The 24,541-nt window shown below is 57.1% G+C and carries 22 protein-coding genes, 4 tRNA genes and 3 other RNA genes; 14 read left to right on the forward strand and 15 right to left on the reverse strand.

Features of this window, described 5'->3' with window-relative positions; genetic code table 11:
• Positions 1–99: 99 nt before the first annotated feature.
• Entirely contained in the window at positions 100–582 is a 483-nt protein-coding gene (locus tag QZQ97_RS11420) for a kinase inhibitor (protein ID WP_311993535.1), read from the forward strand.
• A gap of 231 nt (positions 583–813) precedes the next feature.
• Here QZQ97_RS11420 and pgl read toward each other — a convergent pair whose 3' ends face one another.
• Positions 814–1,809: a 6-phosphogluconolactonase gene (gene pgl / locus QZQ97_RS11425; protein ID WP_311993536.1), complete on the reverse strand. Its 996-nt coding sequence runs from the start codon at positions 1,807–1,809 to the stop codon at positions 814–816.
• Positions 1,810–1,989: 180 nt separating this feature from the next.
• Between pgl and QZQ97_RS11430 the strand changes: the two genes are divergently transcribed.
• Positions 1,990–2,814, forward strand: coding sequence for a pyridoxal phosphatase (locus QZQ97_RS11430; RefSeq protein ID WP_311993537.1), 825 nt, complete (start codon positions 1,990–1,992; stop codon positions 2,812–2,814).
• A gap of 32 nt (positions 2,815–2,846) precedes the next feature.
• Here the strand turns inward: QZQ97_RS11430 and modC are convergent, their stop codons facing one another.
• The 4 genes from modC to QZQ97_RS11450 form a co-directional block, all read right to left on the reverse strand.
• Positions 2,847–3,914 (reverse strand): molybdenum ABC transporter ATP-binding protein ModC, encoded by a 1,068-nt coding sequence (gene modC, locus QZQ97_RS11435; protein WP_311993538.1) that lies wholly within the window; start codon positions 3,912–3,914, stop codon positions 2,847–2,849.
• Positions 3,915–4,604 (reverse strand): molybdate ABC transporter permease subunit, encoded by a 690-nt coding sequence (gene modB / locus QZQ97_RS11440; RefSeq protein ID WP_311993539.1) that lies wholly within the window; start codon positions 4,602–4,604, stop codon positions 3,915–3,917.
• The gene (modA, locus tag QZQ97_RS11445; RefSeq protein WP_311993540.1) at positions 4,601–5,374 is read right to left on the reverse strand and encodes a molybdate ABC transporter substrate-binding protein; all 774 of its coding nucleotides are present in this window, start codon (positions 5,372–5,374) and stop codon (positions 4,601–4,603) included. The genes modB and modA overlap by 4 nt, the downstream gene beginning before the upstream one ends.
• 163 nt (positions 5,375–5,537) lie before the next feature.
• The gene (locus QZQ97_RS11450) at positions 5,538–5,687 is read right to left on the reverse strand and encodes an AcrZ family multidrug efflux pump-associated protein (RefSeq protein WP_004941845.1); all 150 of its coding nucleotides are present in this window, start codon (positions 5,685–5,687) and stop codon (positions 5,538–5,540) included.
• A 190-nt stretch (positions 5,688–5,877) separates the two neighbouring features.
• On the opposite strand from QZQ97_RS11450, the gene modE reads away from it, so the two are divergent.
• The 9 genes from modE (at position 5,878) to gpmA (ending at position 14,934) form a co-directional block, all read left to right on the forward strand.
• Positions 5,878–6,669, forward strand: a complete 792-nt coding sequence (gene modE, locus QZQ97_RS11455; RefSeq protein WP_311993541.1) for a molybdenum-dependent transcriptional regulator — start codon at positions 5,878–5,880, stop codon at positions 6,667–6,669.
• A gap of 90 nt (positions 6,670–6,759) precedes the next feature.
• Positions 6,760–8,232 (forward strand): molybdate ABC transporter ATP-binding protein ModF, encoded by a 1,473-nt coding sequence (gene modF, locus QZQ97_RS11460; RefSeq protein ID WP_311993542.1) that lies wholly within the window; start codon positions 6,760–6,762, stop codon positions 8,230–8,232.
• 129 nt (positions 8,233–8,361) lie between these two features.
• The gene (locus QZQ97_RS11465; RefSeq protein WP_311993543.1) at positions 8,362–8,934 is read left to right on the forward strand and encodes a cysteine hydrolase family protein; all 573 of its coding nucleotides are present in this window, start codon (positions 8,362–8,364) and stop codon (positions 8,932–8,934) included.
• Between the two features lie 154 nt (positions 8,935–9,088).
• Positions 9,089–9,907: a CPBP family intramembrane glutamic endopeptidase gene (locus QZQ97_RS11470; RefSeq protein ID WP_311993544.1), complete on the forward strand. Its 819-nt coding sequence runs from the start codon at positions 9,089–9,091 to the stop codon at positions 9,905–9,907.
• Between the two features lie 286 nt (positions 9,908–10,193).
• Positions 10,194–11,243, forward strand: coding sequence for a galactose-1-phosphate uridylyltransferase (galT, locus tag QZQ97_RS11475; protein ID WP_311993545.1), 1,050 nt, complete (start codon positions 10,194–10,196; stop codon positions 11,241–11,243).
• Positions 11,243–12,394, forward strand: a complete 1,152-nt coding sequence (gene galK / locus QZQ97_RS11480) for a galactokinase (protein ID WP_311993923.1) — start codon at positions 11,243–11,245, stop codon at positions 12,392–12,394. The genes galT and galK overlap by 1 nt, the downstream gene beginning before the upstream one ends.
• Positions 12,388–13,431 carry a galactose-1-epimerase gene (gene galM, locus QZQ97_RS11485; protein WP_311993546.1) on the forward strand — a complete coding sequence of 348 codons (1,044 nt, stop codon included), beginning with the start codon at positions 12,388–12,390 and terminating at the stop codon, positions 13,429–13,431. The genes galK and galM overlap by 7 nt, the downstream gene beginning before the upstream one ends.
• A gap of 197 nt (positions 13,432–13,628) precedes the next feature.
• Positions 13,629–13,967: a PsiF family protein gene (locus tag QZQ97_RS11490; protein WP_311993547.1), complete on the forward strand. Its 339-nt coding sequence runs from the start codon at positions 13,629–13,631 to the stop codon at positions 13,965–13,967.
• 214 nt (positions 13,968–14,181) lie between these two features.
• Positions 14,182–14,934, forward strand: a complete 753-nt coding sequence (gene gpmA, locus QZQ97_RS11495; RefSeq protein ID WP_004941818.1) for a 2,3-diphosphoglycerate-dependent phosphoglycerate mutase — start codon at positions 14,182–14,184, stop codon at positions 14,932–14,934.
• Positions 14,935–15,132: 198 nt separating this feature from the next.
• On the opposite strand, the gene aroG is transcribed toward gpmA, so the two are convergent.
• Entirely contained in the window at positions 15,133–16,185 is a 1,053-nt protein-coding gene (gene aroG / locus QZQ97_RS11500; RefSeq protein ID WP_004941813.1) for a 3-deoxy-7-phosphoheptulonate synthase AroG, read from the reverse strand.
• Between the two features lie 206 nt (positions 16,186–16,391).
• Between aroG and QZQ97_RS11505 the strand changes: the two genes are divergently transcribed.
• The 3 genes from QZQ97_RS11505 to zitB are packed head-to-tail and all read left to right on the forward strand — an operon-like array spanning position 16,392 to position 21,177.
• Positions 16,392–16,997, forward strand: coding sequence for a response regulator transcription factor (locus tag QZQ97_RS11505; RefSeq protein ID WP_311993548.1), 606 nt, complete (start codon positions 16,392–16,394; stop codon positions 16,995–16,997).
• A complete protein-coding gene (locus QZQ97_RS11510; RefSeq protein ID WP_311993549.1) occupies positions 16,994–20,215 on the forward strand; it encodes an ATP-binding protein in 3,222 nt (1,073 codons plus the stop codon). Before QZQ97_RS11505 ends, QZQ97_RS11510 begins: the two co-directional genes overlap by 4 nt.
• Complete coding sequence (gene zitB, locus QZQ97_RS11515; protein WP_311993550.1) at positions 20,215–21,177, forward strand: CDF family zinc transporter ZitB; 963 nt, start codon at positions 20,215–20,217, stop codon at positions 21,175–21,177. The genes QZQ97_RS11510 and zitB overlap by 1 nt, the downstream gene beginning before the upstream one ends.
• Before the next feature lie 38 nt (positions 21,178–21,215).
• Here zitB and pnuC read toward each other — a convergent pair whose 3' ends face one another.
• The 9 genes from pnuC to QZQ97_RS11560 form a co-directional block, all read right to left on the reverse strand.
• Complete coding sequence (pnuC, locus tag QZQ97_RS11520; RefSeq protein ID WP_311993551.1) at positions 21,216–21,941, reverse strand: nicotinamide riboside transporter PnuC; 726 nt, start codon at positions 21,939–21,941, stop codon at positions 21,216–21,218.
• A 26-nt stretch (positions 21,942–21,967) separates the two neighbouring features.
• A complete protein-coding gene (gene nadA / locus QZQ97_RS11525) occupies positions 21,968–23,029 on the reverse strand; it encodes a quinolinate synthase NadA (protein WP_013811933.1) in 1,062 nt (353 codons plus the stop codon).
• 421 nt (positions 23,030–23,450) lie between these two features.
• Positions 23,451–23,581: non-coding RNA, RtT sRNA (locus QZQ97_RS11530), on the reverse strand.
• A 42-nt stretch (positions 23,582–23,623) separates the two neighbouring features.
• Positions 23,624–23,754: non-coding RNA, RtT sRNA (locus QZQ97_RS11535), on the reverse strand.
• A gap of 43 nt (positions 23,755–23,797) precedes the next feature.
• Positions 23,798–23,873, reverse strand: a tRNA-Lys gene (locus QZQ97_RS11540).
• 126 nt (positions 23,874–23,999) lie between these two features.
• A tRNA-Lys gene (locus QZQ97_RS11545) sits at positions 24,000–24,075 on the reverse strand.
• Positions 24,076–24,217: 142 nt separating this feature from the next.
• Positions 24,218–24,293 (reverse strand) — tRNA-Lys (locus tag QZQ97_RS11550).
• Positions 24,294–24,300: 7 nt separating this feature from the next.
• Positions 24,301–24,376 (reverse strand) — tRNA-Val (locus tag QZQ97_RS11555).
• 32 nt (positions 24,377–24,408) lie between these two features.
• Positions 24,409–24,529: non-coding RNA, RtT sRNA (locus QZQ97_RS11560), on the reverse strand.
• Positions 24,530–24,541: the final 12 nt, after the last annotated feature.

Below are 24,541 nucleotides of genomic sequence, written 5' to 3' on the forward strand. Positions count from 1 at the left end.
TCATAGGTGAGGCCGCTGGCGAGATACAATGACGCTTGTGTTATCGCGCCAAAAAGGTCTAGCTTAGGCATTCAGCTTTTACCGACCCATGGAGTCATCATGAGCTTTCGTTTGTACAGCAACGATCTGCAAGACGGCGCGAAAATGCCGGAGCGCCAGGTATTTAACGGCATGGGCTATCAGGGCGAGAACCTGTCGCCGCATCTGGCCTGGGATGGCGTGCCTGAAGGCACCAAGAGCTTCGTGATGTCGGTGTACGATCCCGATGCCCCAACCGGCTCCGGCTGGTGGCACTGGGTGGTGGCCAATATCCCGGCAGAAACGCACGAACTGCCGCAGGGCGCAGGCTCCGGCAAAGGCGGCCTGCCGGCCGGCGCTATCCAGACCCGCACCGATTTTGGTTCAGCCGGCTACGGCGGCGCAGCACCACCGCAGGGTGAAAGCCATCGCTATCACTTCACGATTCATGCATTGGACGTGGAGAGTATTGAGGTAGATGAAGGTTCCAGCGGTGCGCTGGTCGGCTTTAACGTGCACTTCCACAGCCTTGGCAGCGCCACGCTGACGGTGAAGTACAGCTGACTTTTGCGCAAAAAAACGGCACCCGCTTTCCAATAATTCATACCCTATGAATTTCAAGTTGCAGCTAGGCGCCAAGCTCGCTCATCCCCGGAGCTTACTCAAGTAAGTGACTGGTGCCGGGAGCAGATTTGAACGCTGCTTGCAGCGGCCCTGAAGGGGTTCGGCCCACGGATGGGCCGAATAATCGAGTGCAGGTAACAACGCTGCAGCTTGAAAGGCGACGGGTATTAATTACTTGGCTAACACGCTCACCCACATCGGGCCCTTGCCCACCGGATAACGCGCCAGCGTGGTCAGTTTGCCGTTGGTCTGATCGATTTCATAAACGCCGATATGGTCGGATTTCTGACCTGCTGCAATCACGAAGCGGCCGCTGTGGTCGATGTTGAAACCGCGAGGCTGCTCTTCGGTCGGATGATGGCCGACCGGCGACAGGGTGCTGCCGTCTTCGGACACTCTGAAAATCGTCAGGATGCTGGCAGTGCGGTCACTGGTGTACAGGAAGCGGCCATTCGGCGTGATGTGGATATCCGCCGCCCAGCGGGTGCCGTCGAAATCGTCCGGCATGATATTCACCGTCTGCGTCAGGGTGTATTTGCTGCCGTTTTCAGTGATGACGAACACGTCCACCGTACCGTCCAGCTCGTTCACGCAGTAGGCATAGTTGTCATTGTGGTGGAACGCCATATGACGCGGGCCGGCACCGGTTGCGGTAGCCACCGCGTCCTGCGCGTGCGGCGTCAGTTTGCCTTCCTGACTCAGGTTGAACAGGCGAATACGATCTTCTTTCAGGCAAGGCACCAACAGCAACTGATTGGTCGGGTCGATATTGGCCGAGTGCGGCGCGGTTAAACCCTCGATCTGCTGTAGGGGTGCCACAACCACGCCGTCATGGCCGATCGGGCTGACGCTGGCACAGTTGCCGCTGTAGGAAGCGGAGAACAGATAGCGGCCCTGCAAATCGGTGGAAATATGGGTCGGGCTGCCCGGCAGCGGCGCCATGCCGGCCTGTTGCAGTTTGCCGTCCGCCTCAATGCGGTAGCTGACGATACCGAAGGCCGGACGCACGCCAACATACAGGTGAGTTTTATCCGGGTGGATCGTCATCGGTTGTACCTGGCCCGGTACGTCGACGGTCTGCAGCAGATCCAGTGCGCCGGTGTCATTTAACTGCCACACGTGGATTTGCTGGCTTTCCGGGCTGGCGACATAAACGATTTGCTTCATGTGTTCTCCTTGAAGAGAGTAAAAGAGAAACCGGTTTCAGGTTTTTTCGGTTTCCCCCTAGCTTACCTCACATCGGTGACATAACAACCCCGTGTTGCAGATGAAATCTGTGCAGTTTTATCCCTCGCTTATCCGGTGTACCATCGGGTTAGTTTTCTTGCTAACGATAATGAGATCCCTATGAGCTACCGCGTCATTGCCCTCGATCTGGACGGCACCCTGCTGGACAACCAAAAACGCATTTTGCCGCAGTCGCTGGCGGCCCTGGCTGAAGCACGCGCCGCCGGTATCAAAGTGGTGGTGGCCACCGGTCGCCATCACGTGGCGATCCACCCGTTCTATCAGGCGCTGGAAATAGACACACCGGCGATCTGCTGCAACGGCACCTATCTGTATGATTTTCAGCAAAAAAAGGTGTTATCTGCCGATCCGCTGCCAAAAGAACAGGCCAGGCTGGTGCTGCAAATGCTGAAACAAAGCGGCATTCACGGCCTGATGTATGTGGACGACGCCATGCTGTATCAGGACACCAGCGGCCACATCACCCGTTCGCTGGCCTGGGCGGAAACCCTGCCCCCGGCGCAACGCCCGACGCTGCTTCACGTCAACAGCCTGGTTCAGGCGGTGGACGAGGTGCAGTCGATCTGGAAGTTCGCAACGTCGCACAACGATATTCCCGCGCTGCGCAGCTTCGCCGAAACGGTGGAGAAAGAGCTGGGGCTGGCGTGCGAATGGTCGTGGCACGATCAGGTAGATATCGCCAAAGGCGGCAACAGCAAGGGCAAACGTCTGCAACAGTGGGTCGAGTCTCAGGGGCTGAGCATGGATCAGGTGGTGGCCTTCGGGGATAACTACAACGATCTCAGCATGCTGGAAGCGGCCGGTTTGGGCGTAGCCATGGGCAACGCCGATGACGCAATCAAACAGCGCGCCGATTTGGTGATCGCCGATCACCTGCAACCAGGCATCGCCGACGTGATCCGCACGCGGGTGCTGGGCCAATAATACCCTCGCCCTCCCCTGCGGGAGGGCCTTATTCAACGCGCCTCGCGACTGATCGACACGCTTTTCACCTGCGCATACAACCACTGCCCCGGCCGGATAGCCAGCTCGTCACGCGCCCACGGCGTAATGCGCGCCCACAGCACGCTTTCCCCTACCGCCAGCTTCACCTCCACCTGCCCGTCAACCTCCAGACACTCGGTCACCCTGGCCGGCAAAACGTTGCGAATGCTGCTGTTAACCGGCGGCTGCAAGATCAACGAAACGTCGGCGGCGTTGATGCGGATACGCAGCTGTGCCCCCAGTGGAGCATCGACGCCGCTGACCCACAGACGTTGATCGCCCAGCGCCAGCGCGGTCATGGCATAGCGCGAGTGATGTTCGATCACGCTGACGCGCAACACGCTGCTTTGATCTTCCCGCTGCAACCAAGGGCGCAGCGCGCTGCTGGCCCAAACCTCTTCCAGCCCGCCGAATGCCCGCACCTGACCGTTATCCAGCACCATCACCTGTTCCGCCAGGCGCAGGATTTCGTCCATGCTGTGGCTGACGTAGAGGATCGGGATATTGACGTCTTGCGCCAACCGCTCCAGATACGGCAGCAGTTCGCGTTTGCGCGGCAGATCCAGCGACGCCAGCGGTTCGTCCATCAACAGCAGTTCCGGGGCGGTCAGCAAGGCGCGACCAATCGCCACCCGTTGTTTTTCACCGCCGGACAGGGTCAACGGCAGGCGGTTGAGCAAGGGGCCGATGCCCAACAGCTCGACGATGCCGTCGAATTGCGAGCGCATACCGGCCGCCATGCCGTATTGCAGGTTGCCGCGCACCCGGTAATGCGGGAACAGGCGCGCATCCTGAAATACGTAGCCGATGCGGCGTTTTTCCGGCGGCAGGCACAGACCGCTGGCAGTATCCACCAGCGTGCGACCATTGAGCGCTATGCGCCCTTGCTGTATGCGCGTCAGGCCGCCGATGGCGTTGATTAGTGAGGTTTTACCGGCGCCGGACAGGCCAAAAATGGCGGTAATGCCTTGGGCGGACAGATCCGCGCGCACGTTGAGGTTGAGTTCGCCAAGGCGTTGGGAAAAATCCAGCTCCAGCATTTAGATACCCATCCGTTTGCGGCCCCAGCGGGCCAGCCACTCGGAAACCATCAGCGAAACCAGCGACAACACTATGGCAATCACGCACAGGCGCGCGGCGGCAGCTTCCGCCCCCGGCGTTTCAATCAGGGTATACATCGCCAGCGGAATGGTGCGCGTTTCGCCGGGAATATTGGACACAAAGGTAATGGTGGCGCCGAACTCCCCCAGCGAGCGGGCAAAACCCAGCACCACGCCGACGATGACCCCAGGCAGCGACAGCGGCAGCGTAATGGTGAAAAACACCCGCCACGGGTTGGCACCCAGCGTACGGGCAGCCTGTTCGAGGCGGGTATCCACCGCCTCCAGCGCCAGTCGGATGGCGCGGACCATCAGCGGAAACGCCACCACGGCAGAAGCCAACGCCGCACCGCGCCAACTAAAGCTGAAACTGAAACCGAACCAGTCATGCAGCCATTCGCCAATCACACCGCGCCGTCCCATGGCGATCAGCAATATATAGCCAACCACCACCGGCGGCAGCACCAGCGGCAGGTGGATAATACTGTCCAACAGCGACTTGCCGGGGAAACGGCAACGCACCAGGATCCAGGCCATCAGAATGCCGACAGGCAAGCTGCAAGCCACCGCCACGGCGGACACTTTCAGACTCAGTTCGACGGCCTGCCACTCGTACTCACTCAGAATCATTTACGCGGGGAAAATCCATAATGTTGAAAAATAGCCGCCGCTTGCGGGCTTTTCAGATAGTTGTAAAAAGCGCTGACGGCCGGAGTTTGATGGTCTTTAACCACCGCCATCGGGTATTCAACCGGTTTGTGGCTGTCTTCCGGGAAGACGCCCACGACGCTGACTTTATCACTGGCCACCGCATCTGAGCCATACACAATGCCCAACGGCGCCTCGCCGCGTTCCACCAGCGCCATTGCGCTGCGTACGTTGTTGGCCCGCGCCAGTTTAGGCTCCAGTACGGCCCAAACACCGAGGTTCTGCAACGCTTCTTTGGCGTAGATCCCCGCCGGTACGTGGTCCGGATCGCCTACCGCCAGGCGGCCGCCGTTCAACAGCCTCGCCCAGTCGGTCTGTTTGTTAAGCGTGATTTTACCCTGCTTACCGTCTTTGGCGGCGATCAGCACCAGTTCGTTGCCCAACAGCGTATACCGCGTCTCTTTGACCATCTGCTGTTTGTCGATGGCGTAGTCCATCCACTGCTGATCGGCGGAGATAAACAGATCGGCCGGCGCGCCCTGCTCAATCTGGCGTGCCAGCGTAGAAGACGAGGCGAATGAAGAAACCACCTGCACATCCTTGCCTTTCTGATACTGGGTCGCGATATCCTGCAGCGCGTTAGTCAGCGATGCCGCGGCAAAAACGGTAATTTTCTCTGCCGCCGAGGCCTGCATGACCATACCGGATGCCAATACAATACCGCCGACCCATTTGGTCCATTGCTGTTTCATGGTGTTCTCCGCAAGTTAATGTGCAATATCGCCCTTCGTTATATAAAAAATAATATAACGTCACGCAGAAGCTTGTCATGCGGTTTATCGGCAGGGGAAGACATATCTTGAGAAACACCCGCCGAACGGCGCCGGCGGGCATTGAGATGGGGATGGGTGACGATCAGTGCTGAGTGCGGTTTTCTTTCGAACGGCCGACTTTGGAGAAAATGTTGAACACTTCCGCCAAACCGTAGATCAGGCCGAGAATGATCGCCATGACCACCGGCACCATTACCACAGCGAACAGCAAACTTTTCAATAATTCTAACATGGTAGCCTCACTTAACTGCCCATTGAGCGGTAATGAACACCGCTACGTAGCGCCATTTTAAACCAAAATAGCCACTAAAACGGAGTTATTTTAAACATCAGGTGAAATTTGTAACCGGCCAAACGTGCCATTTTGGCGCTTTGCCGGCAAATCGGCGACAATAAGGCTTTTGCAGCCGACAGGACACGTTATGCAGGCCGAAATCCTCCTTACCCTAAAACTCCAGCAAAAACTGTTCGCCGATCCACGCCGCATCGCGCTGCTCAAGCAGGTCCGGCATACCGGCTCTATCAGCCAGGGCGCCAAACTGGCAGGCATCAGTTATAAAAGCGCCTGGGACGCCATTAACGAAATGAACCAACTGGCGGAGCAAACGGTGGTGGAACGCGCCACCGGCGGCAAGGGCGGCGGCGGCGCTCAGGTCACCCACTACGGTGAACGGCTGATCCAGCTTTACGATCTGCTGGGCCAAATCCAGCAAAAAGCCTTCGACGTGTTGCAGCAAGACAACCTGCCGCTCGACAGCCTGCTGGCGGCGATTTCCCGCTTTTCGCTGCAAACCAGCGCGCGTAACCAGTTCTTCGGCACCGTCATCGAGCGCGACCATCGGCAGGTGCAGCAGCATCTGGATATTTTACTGAGCGATGGAAAAACCCGTCTCAGCGCGGCTCTTACCCAGCAGAGCGCCGACCGGCTGCAACTCGTTCCCGGCAAGGAAGTGTTGGCGCTGATTAAAGCGCCGTGGGTGAAACTGAATAGCGATCCGGCCCTCGCCGGGGCGGCGGACAATGCGCTGGCGGGCGTGGTGGCCAGCATCCAGCCAGGTGCCGATCACAGCGAAGTGCTGGTGACGCTGGCGGGCGGTGAAACCCTGTGCGCCACAATAGCCAATCAGGAGCTGCAACAGCTTAAACTGCAGCCCGGCAGCGCGGTGCACGCCCTGTTTAACGCCGACCGGGTGATTGTCGCCACGTTGTGTTAAACGCAACGTAACGTTGCGTTTTTGCCGATTGACTTCACACGCCAATACGCCTATTTCTAAATCAAATAATTGCACAATAAGGAATAGGTAATGTCATCGTTGCACATTTCGCAAGGTTCATTTCGCTTAAACGACACCCGAACCCTGACGCTGGATGCGCTGGAGATTCAGTCTGGCGACAGTTGGGCCTTTGTCGGCGCCAACGGCAGCGGAAAATCCGCCCTGGCGCGTGCGCTGGCCGATGAGCTGGTGCTGCTGAGCGGCGAGCGCCGCAGCGATTTCAGCCGCCAGGTGCGCATCTCCTTCGAACAGTTGCAAAAACTGGTCAGCGACGAATGGCAACGCAACAATACCGATCTGCTCAGTCCCGGCGAAGAAGACACCGGCCGCACCGCGGCGGAAATCATTCAAGAAGAAGTGAAAGACCCGGAACGCTGCGCGCAACTGGCCGCACAGTTTGGCATCACTGCGCTGCTGACGCGCCGTTTTAAGTACCTTTCCACGGGCGAAACGCGCAAAACCCTGCTGTGCCGGGCGTTAATGCCGCAGCCCGACTTGCTGATCCTGGATGAACCCTTCGACGGGCTCGACGTGAATTCCCGCGCCCAATTGGCCGCGCTGCTGAACGATCTCTCCGGGCACGGCTATACCCTGGTACTGGTGCTCAACCGTTTTGACGAGGTGCCGGACTTTATCCGGCAGGTGGGAGTGCTGGCAGATTGCACTCTGGCAAGCCAGGGCACGCGCCAACAGGTGATGGCGGACGCGCTGGTGGCCCAATTGGCGCACAGCGAGAATCTGGATGGCCTGGCGCTGCCGGAAACCGAGGATCCGGCCCAGAAAACCACCTTGCCGACGGATCAACCGTTAATCGTGCTGCATGACGGGGTAGTCAGTTACAACGATCGCCCCATCCTTAATCATCTCGACTGGCAGGTTAACTCCGGTGAGCACTGGCAGATCGTCGGTCCTAACGGTGCCGGTAAATCCACCCTGCTCAGCCTGATCACCGGCGATCATCCACAAGGTTATAGCAACGATCTTACCCTGTTCGGCCGCCGCCGCGGCAGCGGAGAAACCATCTGGGATATCAAACGCCACATCGGCTACGTCAGCAGCAGCCTGCATCTGGACTACCGCGTCAGCTCAAGCGTACGCAACGTGATCCTGTCCGGATTTTTCGACTCCATCGGCATCTATCAGGCCGTGTCTGACCGGCAGCGGCAATTGGCCGACCAATGGCTGGCGCTGTTGGGGTTGGGCGGTTCCCGCGGCGATACGCCGTTTCACAGTTTGTCCTGGGGTCAGCAGCGGCTGGCGTTGATCGCCCGTGCGCTGGTCAAGCATCCGGCGTTGCTGATCCTCGACGAACCGCTGCAGGGCCTGGATCCGCTCAATCGCCAACTGGTGCGCCGCTTTGTCGACGTGCTGATCGGCCAGGGATCCACCCAGTTGCTGTTTGTTTCCCACCATGCGGAAGACGCGCCACAATGCATTACCCACCGCCTGAGCTTTTTGCCCGACGGTGACGGTTACCGCTATCAACACGATCAATTGGCCTGATATCCCGGATGATCCTGTGGAGGGGGGCCTGACACGCCCCCGACGACATATCCGGCAACACTTCCTCCGCAACACATCGCAGTAGGCCTTTTATCATAAAGGGATGAAGGATTCATTTTTGGAGAGGCTATGTCCGCAGCACTGATTATTATCGATCTGATTGAGGATCTGATTGGCCCCAAGGGGCGCGCGAATCATTGCCGTGAACAGGTAGTGGCGCATAACCTGATTGCCAACACCAATGCTGCCGCGGCCTACGCGCGCGTGCGCAAAATCCCGGTGATTTGGGTCCGCGTGGGTTTTGCCGACGATTATCACGATATCCCCCCCCACTCGCCACTGTTCAATCAACTTAAGCAAATAGGCGCCCTGCGTTTGAGCAGCCCCGGTTGCCAATGGGACAAGGCTTTACAAGTGTTGCCGGTGGATTTTCAATTCGAAAAGAATGCCGTTTCCGCCTTTGCCGGTAACAATTTGTTAGCCTGGTTGCAGCAGCATCGTTGCCATCACCTGTTGCTGGGGGGCGTCAGCACCCCACTGGCAATTGAAAGCACCGCGCGACAGGCGCACGATGCAGGTTTTCAGGTCACCGTATTGCAGGATTTGTGCGCGGCGCCAAGCGAGGAGATACACCAGCAAAGCCTGGATATTTTGCAAAACCTGGCCGAAATCACCCGTTCGCAAGCCTGGATGAAAGGGTAAATCAGACAGCTGCCGAATAAACTCACTTCAGATCACTGTCCGGACCTTTGCCGTAACCTCTCTATGTTACTATTCGTCATAGCGCTCAACTTCGCCATACTCACACGCCGCACAGGCACTGAGCGCTGTGTGCATATTTTAAAGGGATAGAGTTATGTGGGGCGTACTTTCGATTTCGTTATTCTTTTTGCCATTTAACCGGCTGATTGCCTGGTTGTTTCTGGCCGCATCGGCGGGCATGGGGATGTACCATGGGGTACTGACCCCGCTCAGCCTGGGCTGTGTGTTGGTCATTGCTGCGCTGGCCGGCCTGCGACACCATTACCGCGCCCAACGTAATCTGGCAGTGCTGCTTGAAGTGCTGGTGGTTGCAAGCTGCGTGGCGCTATTCCTGCATCTGGTGCCGGGGTTCCATAACCAGTTGATGATCGACGGTGAAAAACCCGGCCCGCTCAGCGCACCTTTCACCATGTATTACAATTTCGACAAAGCGCTGGTGCCATTCTTGTTGTTTGCCTGCGTGCCGACATTGTTTGCCGCCGAAACCGGTAAAAGCGTCGGTAAAACCGGTTGGATCGCGCTGATAGTGGCAGTGCCTGCCTTACTGCTGGTGGCGGTGGCGCTCGGCGGCTTGAAGATTGAACTGCATGCACCGGGCTGGATCCTGGCGTTTGTGATGGCCAACCTGTTCTTTGTCTGTATGGCAGAAGAAGCGCTGTTCCGCGGTTATTTGCAACAGCGCCTTAGCCAGTGGCTGGGTGCCTGGCCAGCCTTGATTATCGCCGCGCTGGTGTTTGGCGCCGCGCACCTGGCCGGCGGCATGCTGATGGTGGTATTTGCCACGCTTGCCGGTTTGATTTACGGCCTCGCGTGGATGTGGAGCGGCCGCCTGTGGGTGCCGATCCTGTTCCATTTCGGGCTTAATCTCACACATCTGCTGTTATTCACTTACCCACTGTATCAGCATCCCTGATGTTCTCAGCCGGCAGGGATCCCCCTGCCGGCGATATGGATGAAAACGCTATCATCCTGTTTCTCACCCTACCCGCTCAGCCCTGTAACCCTTGTTGCATTTCCTGTATCCCTTCTTGCGGCGTCCGAGTGTAAACGATTCCATTTTTCGCTCTGGATCACCTTTTTACTCTGTCGGGCATGCTATCTTTTTGCGCATCGTTATCCATTTTAATCTGTAAAGGGTGCGCCTGGTACTGATGAAAGCGATTACACTCAGCCGCGCCGGCCAAGAAAAAGGAACCGCAATGACGGATTTTAATCCCATCGATCATCCCCATCGCCGCTATAACCCACTGACCGGTCAATGGGTATTAGTGTCGCCGCACCGCGCCAAGCGCCCATGGCAGGGTCAACAGGAATCCGCGCAGCAGGAAACGCTGCCGCAACACGATCCGGACTGCTTCCTCTGCCCAGGCAATACCCGCGTTACCGGCGATAAAAACCCGGATTATCAGGACACCTATGTGTTCACCAATGACTTCGCCGCGCTGATGACGGATACGCCGCAGGCACCGGAAAGCCAGGATCCGCTCATGCGCTGCCAGAGCGCGCGCGGTACCAGCCGGGTCATCTGTTTCTCCCCCGATCACAGTAAAACCCTGCCGGAACTGACGCTTGCGGCACTGGAGCGGGTGGTTGCCACCTGGCAGGAGCAAACGGCCGATCTCGGGCGCAGCTATCCGTGGGTACAGGTATTTGAAAACAAAGGGGCGGCGATGGGATGCTCCAACCCGCACCCGCATGGGCAAGTGTGGGCCAACAGCTTTCTGCCGAACGAAGTCGAACATGAAGATCGCCTGCAGCGAGAATATTTCCAACAGCACCATTCCCCCCTGCTGGTGGACTACGTACAGCGTGAACTCGCTGACGGCAGCCGGACGGTAGTAGAAACCGAGCACTGGCTGGCCGTAGTGCCTTACTGGGCCGCCTGGCCGTTTGAAACGCTGCTGCTGCCGAAGGCCGCCGTGCAGCGTATTACCGATCTGAGCGCCGCGCAGAGCAGTGACCTGGCCGTCGCGCTGAAAAAACTGACCAGCCGCTACGACAATCTGTTCCAGTGTTCTTTTCCTTATTCCATGGGGTGGCACGGTGCGCCATTCAACGATGCGGATAACCGCCACTGGCAGTTGCATGCGCATTTCTATCCCCCGCTGCTGCGCTCCGCCACGGTGCGTAAATTTATGGTGGGTTACGAGATGCTGGCGGAAACCCAGCGAGATCTGACTGCAGAACAGGCCGCGGAACGTCTGCGCGCCGTTAACGACATTCATTACCGTGAAGCCGGAGCCAAATGATGAGTTTGAAAAATATTACCCACACCATTTTTACCGAACGCTTTGGCTACGCGCCCGCACTGACCATTCAAGCGCCTGGACGAGTGAATTTGATCGGTGAACATACCGACTATAACGACGGTTTCGTGTTGCCGTGCGCCATTGATTACCAAACGGTGATCGCCGGTGCCAGACGTGACGATCGCCAGATCCGAGTGATCGCGGCCGATTACGACGGCCAGCTGGATCAATTCTCGCTCGACGAGCCGATCGTCAGCCACCCGGAGCAGCTTTGGTCCGATTACGTACGCGGCGTGATCAAACACCTGCAACTGCGCAACGCCAATTTTGGCGGCGCGGATCTGGTGATCACCGGCAACGTGCCGCAAGGTGCCGGCCTCAGCTCTTCCGCCTCACTGGAAGTGGCCGTTGGCCAGGTAATGCAGGCATTGTATGAACTGCCGCTGGATGGCGTAGCACTGGCTTTGAACGGCCAGGAGGCGGAAAACCAGTTTGTCGGCTGCAATTGCGGGATCATGGATCAGCTGATTTCAGCGCTCGGAGAACAGGACCATGCATTACTGATCGATTGTCGTTCACTGGAGACCCGCTCGGTGTCGGTCCCGGAAAATATTGCCGTGGTGATCATCAACTCCAACGTGAAGCGCGGACTGGTGGACAGCGAATACAACACCCGTCGCGAACAATGCGAAGCCGCCGCGCGCTTCTTCGGCGTCAAGGCACTGCGCGATGTCAGCCCGGAGCTGTTCTTCCCGATCCAGCATGAATTGGATCCGATCGTCGCGAAGCGAGCGCGCCACGTGATCACTGAAAACGATCGTACTCTGGCCGCCGCAGATGCACTGGCGGCGGGCGATATGAAACTGATGGGCAGGCTAATGGCGGAATCCCACGCTTCCATGCGGGACGATTTTGCCATTACCGTACCGCCGATCGACCAATTGGTGGAGATCGTCAAAAACGTTATCGGCGATCGCGGCGGCGTACGCATGACCGGCGGCGGCTTTGGCGGCTGCATCGTGGCGCTGATGCCGCAAGAACTGGTGGAGCCGGTGCGCGAAACGGTAGCGCGCGAATATCCTTTGCAAACCAACGGACTGAAAGAAACCTTTTACGTTTGCAAGGCCTCAGCGGGGGCAGGAATATGCTGACAGACAGCCTGCAACTGGCCCCTGATGGCCAGCCTTACCAGCTAACCCGGTTGCAAAACGCCGGCGGGATGACGATCACGCTGATGGATTGGGGCGCCACCTGGCTTTCCGCCGTGCTGCCGCTGAAATCGGGCGAAACACGCGAACTGCTGTTGGGTTGCCGGACACCGGCGGACTATCAGCGACAGGCGGCCTATCTTGGCGCCACCGTCGGGCGCTATGCCAATCGCATCGCCTACGCCAGTCTGCTGGTCGGCAACAGACCGCATCCGCTGCTCGCCAATCAAGGGGAACACCAACTGCATGGCGGGCCGGAGGGCTTCAACGCCCGCCGCTGGCGGATTGTTCAGCAAGATGCGCAACAGGTGAGCTACGCGTTGCATTCACCCGACGGCGATCAGGGATTTCCCGGCAACCTCGAGGTTCAGGTCAATTACCGGCTCACTGCCGATAACCGGCTGGAAATCAGTTATCAGGCCCGGACCGATCGCGCCTGCCCGGTCAATTTGACCAACCACGCTTATTTCAACCTGGACGGCGCCGGCACCGACGCCCGCCGGCAACGGCTGCAACTGTTTGCCGATCGTTATCTGCCGGTCGACAGCGAGGGCATACCCAATGCCGAACTCACGCCGGTGGACGGCAGCGGCATGGATTTTCGCCAGCCGAAAACGCTGTTGCAGGATTTCCTGCGTGACCGCGATCAGCAACGGGTAAAAGGCTACGATCATGCCTATCTGCTGCACCGTACCTGCGGCGCGCTGGACTGCCCGGCGGCGCACCTGTGGTCGGCGGATGGTCAGGTGCAGATGAGCGTATTCACCAGCGCTCCGGCGCTGCAACTGTACAGCGGCAATTACCTGGACGGCACACCGGCACGTGATGGCGGCAGCTACGCCAGTTACGCCGGCATAGCGCTGGAAAGCGAGTTTTTGCCGGACAGCCCGCACCACCCGGAATGGCCGCAGCCGGACTGTTGGCTCAAGCCGGGGCAGCAATATCAAAGCGCCACCCATTATCAGTTTTATCCTATCTGACCCGCCATGCCCCTTGCCATGCGGCCAGGGGCCGTTTGTTATAAATGCTTACCTTTTTACACGCCGGCCCCACCGGCACCTGCCTTTCCTTATTCCAAAGCGCACACTAGAATCAGGCTACGGTGATAAGCACAACGCCTTGTGCTGCGTCACAATTTTCGGCCATCTCTGGCCGGTCAATAGCTGAAGGAACACCTATGCGTCTGATTACTGCACTCCCATTACTGGCGGGTTTACTGCTGAGCACCAACCTGATGGCTGCCGATACCGCAGCAAAAACGCCTTCGCCGGCGCAGGCTGCTCAGCAGAAGCGCATGACTGATTGTAATCAACAAGCCTCCACCAAAACGCTGAAAGGCGCGGACCGCACCACCTTCATGAGCACCTGCCTGAAGGCGGAAGGTTCCACTGCAGCGAAAACCCTGACGCCGCAACAGCAAAAAATGAAAACCTGCAACGCCGACGCCAAAGCTAAAAGCCTGAAAGGCGACGAGCGTAAAACCTTTATGAGCAGTTGCCTGAAAAAAGCAGCCTGATTCCCCGTCTCCCACGGCGCGGCCGGATCTCATTCCGCCGTGCCGGTTTCCCTCGTGACGCCCGCCTGATCGATTCAGCTTTTCCTCGGAACAGCACTTACTTTGCGGCAAGAAATTGGCTATGGTTAGACACTATCGATTGCCGAGCCACCGGCCACGGCAATATAATGATTTTCGTTATCATTGAAATGTCAGATTATTAAGGAGTTAAGCTATGGCTGTAACTAAGCTGGTTCTGGTGCGTCACGGCGAAAGCCAGTGGAACAACGAAAACCGCTTTACCGGTTGGTATGATGTTGATTTGTCCGACAAAGGTCGCACCGAAGCGAAAGCAGCAGGCAAACTGTTGAAAGATGAAGGTTTCTCTTTTGACTTTGCTTATACCTCCGTACTGAAGCGCGCGATCCATACCCTGTGGAACATCCTGGACGAACTGGATCAGGCTTGGCTGCCGACTGAAAAATCCTGGAAGCTGAACGAGCGCCACTACGGTGCGCTGCAGGGTCTGAACAAGGCTGAAACCGCTGAAAAATACGGTGACGAGCAGGTTAAGCAGTGGCGTCGCGGCTTCGCCGTTACCCCACCAGAGCTGACCAAAGATGATGAGCGTTACCCAGGCCACGACCCGCGTTACTCGGCGCTGACCGAAAAAGAGCTGCCGCTGACCGAAAGCCTGGCGCTGACCATCGATCGCGTGATCCCTTACTGGGACGAAGAAATTCTGCCACGCATCAAAAGCGGTGAGCGCGTTATCGTTGCCGCTCACGGCAACTCGCTGCGTGCGCTGGTGAAATACCTGGATAACCTGAGCGAAGATGAGATCCTCGAACTGAACATCCCAACCGGCGTGCCGTTGGTGTATGAATTCGACGAAAACTTCAAGCCAATCAAACGTTACTATCTGGGCAATGCCGACGAGATCGCTGCTAAAGCGGCCGCCGTGGCAAACCAGGGTAAAGCGAAGTAATTTTCGCCCGTTGATCTAAAAAGCCCCCGGTTTTGGCCGGGGGCTTTTTTTATTAAGAAACTACCCATTCTATCCCCTATGGCTTTCAAGTTGCAGCTAGGCGACCAACTCGCTCATCCCCAGGCGCTTACATGAGTAAGTAACTGGGGTGAGCGGAGTGCAGGTAACAACGCTGCGGCTTGAAAGACGACGGGGATATCAGGCGCGACGCGCCTTAACCGCCGCCGCCAACTCGCGCAGCACGGTTTCCGTGTCTTCCCAGCCGATGCAAGCGTCTGTCACGCTCTTGCCATAGACCAGCGGCTCGCCGCTTTCCAGATTCTGGTTGCCTTCCACCAGATGGCTTTCGATCATCACGCCGATAATCGCTTTTTCACCGCCGGCTACCTGTTTGCACACGTCCGCATTCACTTCCAGCTGCTTTTTGAACTGCTTGCTGCTGTTGGCGTGGCTGAAGTCGATCATCACCTGCGCCGGCAGACCCGCCTTGACCAGGCCGTCTTTGACTTCCTTGACGTGCGCCGCGCTGTAGTTCGGCTCTTTGCCGCCGCGCAGGATAATGTGGCAATCGCCGTTACCGCTGGTGTTAACGATCGCCGAGTGGCCCCACTTGGTCACCGACAGGAAACAGTGCGGCGCGCTGGCAGCGTTGATGGCGTCAATCGCCACTTTGATGGTGCCGTCGGTGCCGTTCTTGAAGCCAACCGGGCAAGACAGGCCGGAAGACAGCTCGCGGTGTACCTGGGATTCCGTGGTACGTGCGCCGATCGCGCCCCAGCTCATCAGATCAGCCAGGTACTGCGGGGTGATCATGTCGAGGAATTCCCCCGCAGCCGGCAAGCCGCTATCGTTGATATCCAACAGCAACTTACGGGCCAGGCGCAAACCGTCGTTGATCTGGAAGCTGTTATCCATCTGCGGATCGTTGATCAGCCCTTTCCAGCCCACGGTGGTACGCGGTTTTTCAAAGTAAACGCGCATCACCACTTCCAGCTCGCCACTCAGTTCCTGACGCAGCGTCAGCAGGCGCTCGGCATACTCTTTTGCCGCTTTGGTGTCGTGGATCGAGCATGGGCCGATGACCACCAGCAGGCGATCGTCGTTACCGCGAAGGATCTTGTGAATTGCACTGCGCGCCAGGGACACCGTCTCAGCTGCACGTTCCGTGGCCGGAAACTTTTCTAACAGGGCCACCGGTGGCAGGAGTTCCTTAATTTCTTTAATGCGTAAATCATCATTTTGGTAATTCATAACTTTTCCATTCGGTATCGAGGGGCGGTATTTCACAAAACGTAGATCCCACCAATTTAGCCTGTGAGGGTAGCGCTGTAAATCACCTTAGCCGCCTCGCGGCTGAACGGCCAAATTATCAGTAGATTGTGCTGTTTCATCGGGAGAGCGCAGAGGCTCCTTTTTCGCTATGCTAGCGATCAGGATACCGCTACTTGGGCCAAACCATGCCTTCTCTATTATTAGTTGATGACCACCCGGTGGTTCATGTCGCACTGGAAGCGGCGCTAATGAAGTCTTCCCGCCCTTATAGCCTGCAGGCGGTACAGGACGACGTTCAGGCCTTGGCCCAATTGGCCTCAGCCGATTTTTCTCTGGTCATTCTGGATATCGGCCTGCCGCAGGTAGACGGCCTGCAACTGCTGAAAAAAATCCGCCGCCACTACCCGCAGCAACCGATTCTGATCTACACCGCACAGGAGGAAGAGATCTACGCACACATGGCCTGGGCGGCCGGCGCTAACGGGTTTGTGCATAAAGGCAGCCGGCTTGAACAGTTGGTGCAGGCAATCGAAACCGTGCTGGCCGGGGAGCCGAGTTTTCCTGCCGGCGCGATGGCGGAAGAAACGCAGTCGGCAGAGGGAACGCTACTGACGCCCAAAGAACTGCAAATCCTCGGCCTGCTCAGCAAGGGGCTGTCCAATCTGCAAATTGCCGAGATGCTGAGCATCAGCAACAAAACCGTCAGCACCCACAAGAAGAATATTCTGCGCAAAACCGGCGCCGGCAACCTGTTGGAACTGGTGGCGGTATTTAGAGAACTGGCACCATGATGCGTGGCGTTTTGCTGCTGTTGGCGATGGCGATGTTGTTCAACTTCGGCAACGTCGCGTACGCGGTGCAACCGGTGCCCTACCAGCTGATCAGCAGCCTGAATATTCCGGCGGATATGCTGATTGCCAGCGAGAGAAATCCCTGGCGTGACGCTACGCTGCGCGTGGGCATCATCAGCGAGAATACCAGCCCCTATAACATTATTGTGGATGACGATCTGTACGGGTTGAACGCCGACTACCTCGGTTATATTCAGCAGGTCACCGGCATCCGCTTTCAGATTTACGGTTTCGCCGATCTGGCGCAGCTCGAGCAAGCGCTGCACAGCGGCGCTATCGATCTGCTGTACGGCATTCCGCAAAATGAGGCGCTGGAGGATCTGAAAATCTCCCAGCCTTATTACGTCAGCAACCTGCGCGTGCTGCGCGACCGGAGCAATGACCGCCGGGTAATGCTCAACTCCGCCAATGCGCGGGTGGCGATCAGTACCCTGACCGATATGCAGGCCGGTAACGCACTGAAAACGGTGTCTTCCCACGTGCAACGCTATGACAACAACCTGCAGGCGGTGTATGCCTTGCTGAACGGCAGCAGCGATTACTTTATTGCCGACGAAGCCAGCGCCAGCTTTATTATTGACCAGTTGCAGCTCGGCCAGCTTTATCAGATCGAAAGCACGGTCAATCTCGGTAACCTGTCTTTCGTCTTCGCCGCCGCCAATCCGGCGCTGATCGACACCCTCAACGTCGCTATCGCCGATGCGCCCATGGAGTTGATGAACGCCATTCAAAGCCGCTGGAGCAAAAAGATCCCCAGCTATCTCGATACCGGCAACGCCGATCTGACGCAGATGGAAAAAGGCTGGGTAGAAAAGCACCGCACCGTTTATTACGCCGCCATAGAGAATAACTTCCCGTTCGCCTATCGCGGCTCCGACGGGCAGCCGCGCGGCTACGCGATCGACATACTCAAGATCATCGCGCAAAACACCGGGCTGCGTTTTGCTCCGTTATGGGCGCGCAATGCCGAACAGGCAGACCAGTTGGTGCTGTCCGGCCAGGCCAGTTTCCGCACCGCTTTGCCGCTGGCGCGCGGCGTTAAGGCACGTTACAGCACCAGTATGCCGATTCACCGTTCGCTGTGGGGGGTTTACGTGGGCCAGTACGCCAACGGGATTTCTACCTGGAACGATCTGGCCGGCAAGCGCATCGGCGTACTGCAGGGCGATCTGGCGCAGGGGCTGATACCACCGAACGAAGAGCCGGTGCGCTTTGCCGACAGCAAGGCCATGTATGACGCCCTGGCCAACGGCCAGTTGGATGCATTGGTGGATAACGTGATCTCGGCAAACTTTATCGCCCTGTCGCGTTATTCCGGAGCAATAAAACTGGCGTTCGCCGCCAATAACATCGCCTACCCGGTGGCGTTCGGCGTACGTCAGGATCAGCCGCTGCTACTGGCTATACTCGATAAAAACCTGATGCAGATCCCCTCGGAAACCCTGCAATCGCTGCGCGATGAGTGGATTGTCGACCGCAGCAACCTGATCGATGCGGTGAACGATAATCGCATGCAACCGCAAACGACCTGGCTGCTGGCGCTACTCGCAGCGGCGATCCTGCTGCTGCTGGTACTGACGTTGCGCCGGTTTATTTTGCAACGAAGGGAAAAGCGCGAGCGTGAAATGATCGAACAGGCGCGCCGCCACGCCGAAGCCGAGAACCGGATGAAAAGCAAGTTTTTGGCTACCGTCAGCCATGAGCTGCGCACGCCCATGCACGCCATCCTCGGCCTGCTGGAACTGGAGCTGAAACGCCAGCCGATGCCGGAGGGGCTGCCCGTCATTTACAGTTCAGCGTCATCCTTGCTCAATCTGCTCAATGATTTACAAGATTACGCCCGGCTGGAAACCGGAACCTTGACGCTGGTGCCAAAGACCCTGGCGCTGCACCCCTGGGTTACCCACATCAGCGCGCTGTATCGGCCGCTGATCGGCGAACGCCCGGTAACCTTGAGCGTTACCGCCAGTAACCTTTTGCCTGCCGCCGTCGTCATTGATGGTGAGCGTTTACTTCAGGTCGCTAACAATCTGATAAATAATGCCATTAAATTCACTCCTCGCGGCAGTATTCTGGTCAATATCGGCTGGCGCGAACAGGGTAAACAACAAGGCGAGTTGTTGCTGACGGTGACCGATAGTGGCTGTGGCATCGCCGCCGATGAGATAGGCAAACTGTTCCAACCCTTCTACCGCGCCCGCGGTGCACAGCGCGTATCGGTACAGGGTACCGGGCTGGGGTTGTCTATCTGTAAGGAAATTATCGAGCAAATGGGCGGCCAAATTGAGCTGCAATCACAGCCCGGCATAGGTACGCAGGTCAAGGTTTCAGTGCCGGTCACCCAGGCTGCCCCAGATGCCGCCCCCCCACACCAGAACGACCCACCGCTCAGCCTGCCACCTCCCACGCTGCGCGTGGCGCTGATTGACGATCACCCCACCAACCTGCTGCTGATGGAGCGGCAACTGCGCCACTTCGGCCTGCAACCCGCGCTGTTCGAGCACGGTTACGCGTTGCTGAAAGCGCACCGCAGGCAGCCATTCGACCTGTTGTTTATCGATTACAACATGCCGCGCCCGGACGGCCTGACATTGGCGCGACTGATACGACGCGATGAACAACGATATCAGCGGCCGGCCTGCCAGATTATTCTCTGTTCGGCAGACGTGCAGGAATTTACCCGCATTCCGCAAGGACAGGCGGCCATCGATCGCTTTTTGACCAAGCCGATTTCACTGGCCGCCATTGCTCAGGCGTTACCGCAGCAACCGCAGGCGCTGGAACGGCAGTTAGCCCTTACTGACCTAAAACGGGTGCTGGGCGATATGGCCGGCAATGATCAACTGATGGCGCAACGCTTGGCCACCACGCTGCTCTCCACGCTGCGACAAGACCGGCAACGGCTTGACAATGCGGCGAAGGGTGAAGACTGGCCGAGCCTTGGGCAGGCCGCACACCGCATCAAGGGCAGCCTGCTGATGTTGCAGCAACCTGAGGCCGCAAACCTGTGCCAATTGTTGGTGGAAAGCGGCCGTGATGGGATGTTGGCTCAGGCCGCCTATACTGAATTGAGTGCGTTAGTAGAACAGATACTGATAGAACTGGACGGTCTGATCAGCACTGACGCGCCGTATTTCGCTCTACATAAGGATAAATAATGACGGACTCTCCACAAACACACCTGCCAAAAAACAGTAATAGTAAACGCCTACTGACCGCTTTTTTAGTCACTGCGGTATTTATGATCGCCGAGGTGATCGGCGGGCTGATTTCCGGCTCGCTGGCGTTGCTGGCCGATGCCGGCCATATGCTCACCGACGCTGCGGCGCTGCTGGTGGCGCTGATGGCGGTACACTTTTCACAGCGTAAACCCAACGCACGCCATACCTTCGGCTATTTGCGCCTGACCACGCTGGCGGCGTTTCTCAATGCCGCCGCCTTGTTGGTGATCGTGGTATTCATCCTGTGGGAGGCGATACGGCGTTTCTTCGAGCCACAGCCGGTGATGGGTGCGCCGATGCTGATCATCGCCATAGCGGGACTTCTGGCTAACCTGTTCGCCTTCTGGCTACTGCACCGCGGTACGGAAGAGAAAAACATCAACGTGCGGGCCGCTGCGTTGCACGTATTGGGAGATTTGCTGGGCTCGGTGGGGGCCATCGTTGCCGCCATTGTGATCCTGAGCACCGGCTGGACGCCGATTGACCCGATATTGTCGGTGCTGGTGTCCTGTCTGGTGCTGCGCAGCGCCTGGCGGCTGCTGAAAGAAAGCTTTCACGAGTTGCTGGAAGGCACACCGCAGGAAGTGGATATCAATAAACTGCAAAAAGACCTGTGCCTGAATATTCCTGAGGTACGCAATATTCATCACGTTCACGTCTGGCAGATTGGCGAACAGAAACTGATGACGCTGCATGCGCAAGTGATACCGCCAAACGATCACGATGGCCTGCTGCGCCGCATTCAGGCTTATCTGCTGGAACACTACCGTATCGGCCATGTCACCATTCAAATGGAATATCAGCACTGCGATACACCGGACTGCGGGATTAACCGGGCACCCGAGCCAAGTGACCACTCACATTCCGGCTCACATTCGCATCTGGGCCATCACCACTAAAAGCAAGAGGGCGCCAGGTTGGCGCCCTCTGCCATGTGTTATGGCGAGGAAGATAATGGCTGCGAACGATTGCGACTGGCGCTTTTGATCCACAACCAGGAACCGTTCAGCGCAATCAGCGTCAGGATCACGTATTCCAGCGCCATGGCATACACACCCTGGTAGGCGAAAATCGCCACGCTGATTACGTCAATCACCACCCACAACAGCCAGTTTTCCACGTATTTGCGCGTCATCAAAATCATCGCCACAATCGACAACACCATCATCGCCGAGTCCCAGAACGGGAAAGCATCCGGTTGCAGCTGCGGCATCTGCACGCTGAGGCCCACTCCCTGCATTACCGTCACCGCAAGCTGCGTCAGCCAGGCAAAGACGCTGTCGATATTGAAGGTCATCAGGGCAATGCCGATAACGCATACCGCCGCCCAGGCCAGCGCTTTCGGTAACGGCAACCAGCGAATTTTCAGTTCGGCCTGATTGTCCTGGGTTTGGCGGCTCCAGGCATACCAGCCATAAATATTGGCGACAAAAAAGAACAACTGCAGCAACAGGCTGGCGTAAAGCTGGATCTGAAAGAAAATCACCGCAAACAGCGTGACGTTAATCAGGCCAAACAGATAGTTGATAATTTTCTCTTTGCTGGCATACCAGATGCACAGCAAGCCGAACAAGGTACCGATGGCTTCAATCCATGACAGATCGTAACCGCCCGCCCCCAGCGGGATGTGCACCAATATATTGCTGGTACTGAAAAAGCTCATCTGTTCTTCCTTATCAAAGGGTTAACTCAGGCATTTCCTTTAACCTGCATTTTCAGCTGCGCGGCAAAGTCCAGCATCCGGTTAAGCGGGATCAGCGCCTTTTCGCGCAGCGCAGCATCCACGTGTATTTCATGCAGGGCACCGCCCTGCTCCAACCCATCGGCAATCGCCTTAAGGCCGTTCATCGCCATCCACGGGCAGTGCGCGCAACTGCGGCAGGTGGCACCCTCACCGGCGGTTGGCGCCTCGAACAGTTCTTTGTCCGGGCAGGCCTGCTGCATCTTATAAAAAATGCCGCGATCGGTGGCAACGATCAGCTGCGGGTTGGGCAGCGTTTTGGCCGCCTGAATCAGCTGGCTGGTTGAACCGACCGCATCGGCCAAATCGACCACCGCCTGTGGGGACTCAGGATGCACCAGTATCGCCGCTTCCGGGTACAGGGCCTTCATGCGCATCAACGCCTGGGTTTTAAACTCGTCATGGACGATACAGGCCCCTTGCCAGCACAGTACGTCGGCACCCGTCTGCTTTTGCACATAGTTGCCCAGATGGCGGTCCGGTGCCCAGATGATTTTTTCGCCCAGGCTGTCTAGGTGCTCTATCAACTCTACGGCGATGCTGGATGTTACCACCCAATCCGCACGCGCCTTTACCGCGGCTGAGGTATTAGCGTAGACCACCACGGTGCGATCCGGGTGGCTGTCGCAAAATGCATGAAACTCTTCTTCCGGGCAACCGAGATCCAGCGAACATTCGGCGTTCAGCGTCGGCATCAACACCTGTTTTTCCGGGCTGAGGATCTTGGCGGTTTCCCCCATAAAGCGCACGCCGGCGACCAGCAAGGTCGAAGCCGGGTGATTGCTGCCAAATCGCGCCATCTCCAGCGAGTCCGCCACGCAGCCACCGGTCTCTTCCGCCAGTGCCTGAATTTCCGGATCGGTATAGTAGTGGGCCACCATCACCGCATTGCGCTGCTTGAGCAGGGTTTTAATCTTCTCGCGATAAAACGCCTTTTCCGCTACGTCCAGCGGCACCGGTTTGGGCGGGAACGGGTACACCGCCGCATTGACATCAAACATTTCACTCATCGCTGCAATCGTCTCTGTGCTAGGCTGGGTGTCTGCTGCCCGGGTCTCCCCTCTCGCAACCGCCACTCGTTTTATATACTAAACAAAATACCTAAAAACACGCCAAAAGTCCGCTGATATTTTCATTATTACGTTAATGACGTTTAATGGATTGAATTTTTGATGAAAGAAGAAAGTCTGCAGGAAGCAAAATGCATTTTTGAGGAGAGAGGGAACGGATCAAGGGTGCAGGATTGATTCAGCTTTTGAATGGCCGGGTACAATGCTCGAACCTGAACGCAGGATACTCATCTCTTTCAGAGAATCGCCCTTCGGGCCAACGCAAGTGTTGTTCAAAAGCGCTTGGCTTTTGTCTCATCCACAGGATTCGTGCGCTATGCAATGTTATGGTTTGGGGAAAGTACTGAGGTATCGGAAAGAATGGTGGGTCGTGCGGGATTGATTCGGCCTTTGGCCTCGCCCTTCGGGCCAGCGCAAGCGCTGTCCAAAATTGACGGAGCAATTTTGTCGAACCTGAACGCAGGTTACTCACCCACACGATTCGTGCGCTATGCAATGTTATGGTTTGGGGAAGTACTGAGGTATCGGAAAGAATGGTGGGTCGTGCGGGATTGATTCGGCCTTTGGCCTCGCCCTTCGGGCCAGCGCAAGCGCTGCCCAAAATTGACGGAGCAATTTTGTCGAACCTGAACGCAGGTTACTCACCCACACGATTCGTGCGCTATGCAATGTTATGGTTTGGGGAAAGTACTGAGGTATCGGAAAGAATGGTGGGTCGTGCGGGATTCGAACCTGCGACCAATTGATTAAAAGTCAACTGCTCTACCAACTGAGCTAACGACCCACTGATGTGGTTTACTGCTGAACCGCGTAAGCACGGGAGAAACTCGCTGCAATCATGGTGGTTCGTTCGGGATGATTCGGCGTTTAGCCTCACCCTTACGATTCCACATCGCAATCACGTCTAAAATGGTGGGTCGTGCGGGATTCGAACCTGCGACCAATTGATTAAAAGTCAACTGCTCTACCAACTGAGCTAACGACCCACTGACGTGGTTTACTGCTGAACCACGAATACAAAACCGTGGATTTGTATTGCGGAAAACAACTCTGGAACAGTGGGTCGTGCGGGATGATTCGGCATTTAGCCTCACCCTTACGATTCCACATCGTAATCACATCTAAAAATGGTGGGTCGTGCGGGATTCGAACCTGCGACCAATTGATTAAAAGTCAACTGCTCTACCAACTGAGCTAACGACCCACAGTAGTGGTGGGTGATGACGGGCTCGAACCGCCGACCCCCTCCGTGTAAAGGAGATGCTCTACCAACTGAGCTAATCACCCACTGATGTGGTTACTGCTACTACTTCAGAAATTGGCGGGTCATGCGGGATTATTCGGCTTGCGCCTCACCCTTCGGGCCATCACTTCGTGATGTTGTCTCGCTCTGCGAGACTCGAACCTTTACGGTTCTCACCCTTACGATTTCACTTCATTTCTGATTTTAGG

The sequence above is a fragment of the Serratia sp. root2 genome, from assembly GCF_031931805.1.
GTDB classification, from domain to species: domain Bacteria; phylum Pseudomonadota; class Gammaproteobacteria; order Enterobacterales; family Enterobacteriaceae; genus Serratia; species Serratia inhibens.